The organism is Weizmannia acidilactici (genome assembly GCF_008974225.1).
GTDB lineage: Bacteria > Bacillota > Bacilli > Bacillales > Bacillaceae_C > Weizmannia > Weizmannia acidilactici.
In genome coordinates, this window is sequence record NZ_BKZR01000083.1 from 1 (window position 1) to 2378 (window position 2378).

Genomic DNA, 2378 nt, shown 5'->3' on the forward strand with positions numbered 1-2378 from the left:
TGGCAAGTAGAAAATGTATGAAATGGCAATTAAAAATGCATACATACACTTGCCAAATTCCATGGTTAACGAGAGATTGAGTCTTTGTATCGGTGACTTTCACCATTGAAGATGATTAAATGAGAATGATGAATCAGCCGATCAATGACGGCCTCTGTTAAAATGGGATCGCCAAAGACATTATTCCATTGGCTAAAAGGTAAATTGGTTGTCACAATGATGCTTTTGGTTTCATAACACATGGAAATAACTTGAAATAATAACTCTGCCCCCTGTTTATGCAATGGAATATAGCCCAATTCATCAAGAATCAAGAGATCCAACTTTTCGATTTGATTGAGAAATTTACCAAGGTCACCTTTTTCATTGGCCTCCAATAAAGCATTGACAATGGAGGCGGCCGTATAGAACTTCACTCTTTTTCCTTGTTTTTTCATCAAATTGAGGGCGATGAGAGTGGAAAGGAATGTTTTACCGGTTCCCACTCCGCCATAGAAGATAAGGTTTTCCTGATTTTTCGTAAACTCACCTTCTAAAATATAATCTTTTGTGATGCCTGGGGCTAGTTGAATCTCCCGCCAATCATAAGGTTTATTTGGAATTTTCGGCAATGTCGCCTGTTTTAGTAGTAAATTTATCCTTCTCTCATCTCGATGCTGCACTTCTCGTTCAAACAGCTTCAGTAAAAATTCCTCATTTGTTTCCGCATGGATGGTATGGTAATTGGCTGGAATCCAGCTTAATTTTAGTCTTTTGGCATATTCCTTAATCATTTGTTCCATGATGCCACATCTCCTTGGGATTCGAATAGGCGGTCATAATGCCTTACTCCTCGGATGGCTTCCGGCATATCTGGAACGTGTTTTTTCGGTTGAATTGGCTCTCGTATACCTCTTCCATTGATTAATTGATAAAATACCTGTTTAATCGATTCTACTTTCGGATGACCATACTGGGAGGCAATCCTCAAAGCCTGTGTCGAAACTTCGAAATCATGTTCTTTTAGTAAAACAGCTAGTAGTTGTAATGCTTCCTTCTTTTCTTGAACGGTACAATTGGAAAAATAATTTTTCCATTCTTCCGGCATCTTTTCATAGAAATCCGTATATTTTAATGCATTTGGCCTTTTGGCCATTAACGTAAGATATGGTTGCCATTTCATTGATTTTTGTTTTGTGCCATATAAACGCTCGTGCTTGATAATCAGCTCATGCTCTTCTGTTAAAATGGCAATCTCATGATAAGAGATCTTTGCCAAAACCTTTTGTTTGGCAAAACGGGGAGACGTGGAATATAAATTGTTTTCTAAATGGATGAAACCGTACTTATCAGCCGTGACCTGCTCATATCGGACACATTCAAATTCTTTGGCTGGCAATTGAAGAAATAACGCTTGTTCTTCTTCAAATAATTCAGCGATGAGTCGCTCCTTCTCATAATGCGGACGATTCCAGTCCTTCTCACATTTCTCCCATAAAGATTCATTAAAACTTTCTAGTTGATAGATTGTTTGTTCAGGTAAAAAGAAATTGTTTCGAATATATTTCACCTTTGATTCGACATTCCCTTTTTCATTTCCGCTGGCTGGGTTGCAGAACTCGCATTCAAAGCCATAATGTAAAACGAATCGTTGAAATGTCTCTGTCAATTCTCTTTCTCCGTTTGGCAAGATCGTTTTTACTGCAGGGGAGAGATTATCAAAACGAATGACCCTTGGAACCCTTCCCATATAGTGAAAGATTCGTTTTAATCCTTCCAAGAAACATTCTTGATTTTGAGCTGGCATGACTTGCACATAGGCCGCATTACTGTAAGGGAATGAAACGACCAGGTAAGGAAAATCGACGTATTTCCCCTGATAGAGAAAAGGAGCTTCTCCAAAATCAACTTGAGCCATTGCAGGTTTCGATTCTAAAGGTAACGCAGCTGGTTCACTTTGTTCGAGCAGTTCTTGTTTTCTTTTTGATACATAGAGCCGAACAGAACGATCTGAACCTGTAAATCCATATTCTTCTTTTAAGATTTCATACATTCGTTTCGCAGTTCTTCGATATTTTTTCTTCTTTGTCAAGTCCTCTTTAATCCATTGATCCAATATCGGTTTCACTGGATCCATCACTTTCGCTTTTCTCGTTTGTTTAACTTTTGAGGGATTGAAGTCTTCCATTTCCGCATACTTCTTCACTGTTCTTGGATCACGATTCATTCTTTTGGCAATATCGGAATAGGAACATCCTTTTTGGTTTGCTTCATATCTGATATAATGAATTTCAGCCACTGCTAACATCTCCTTGAATACCTCCCGTTGAACTGTTTTGTCCAACTAGGAGGGTAGTGTATTTGGGGAATGTTGGCAAGTGGTTTTTTGTTTTATAGGA

The 2378-nt window shown here is 38.4% G+C and carries 2 protein-coding genes; both read right to left on the reverse strand.

From position 1 onward, the window contains the following. Positions 1-65: 65 nt before the first annotated feature. The gene (gene istB, locus GBH70_RS16210; RefSeq protein WP_151681994.1) at positions 66-782 is read right to left on the reverse strand and encodes an IS21-like element helper ATPase IstB; all 717 of its coding nucleotides are present in this window, start codon (positions 780-782) and stop codon (positions 66-68) included. Then, positions 770-2287 carry an IS21 family transposase gene (istA, locus tag GBH70_RS16215; protein WP_151681995.1) on the reverse strand — a complete coding sequence of 506 codons (1518 nt, stop codon included), beginning with the start codon at positions 2285-2287 and terminating at the stop codon, positions 770-772. Before istA ends, istB begins: the two co-directional genes overlap by 13 nt. Between the last annotated feature and the right edge of the window lie 91 nt (positions 2288-2378).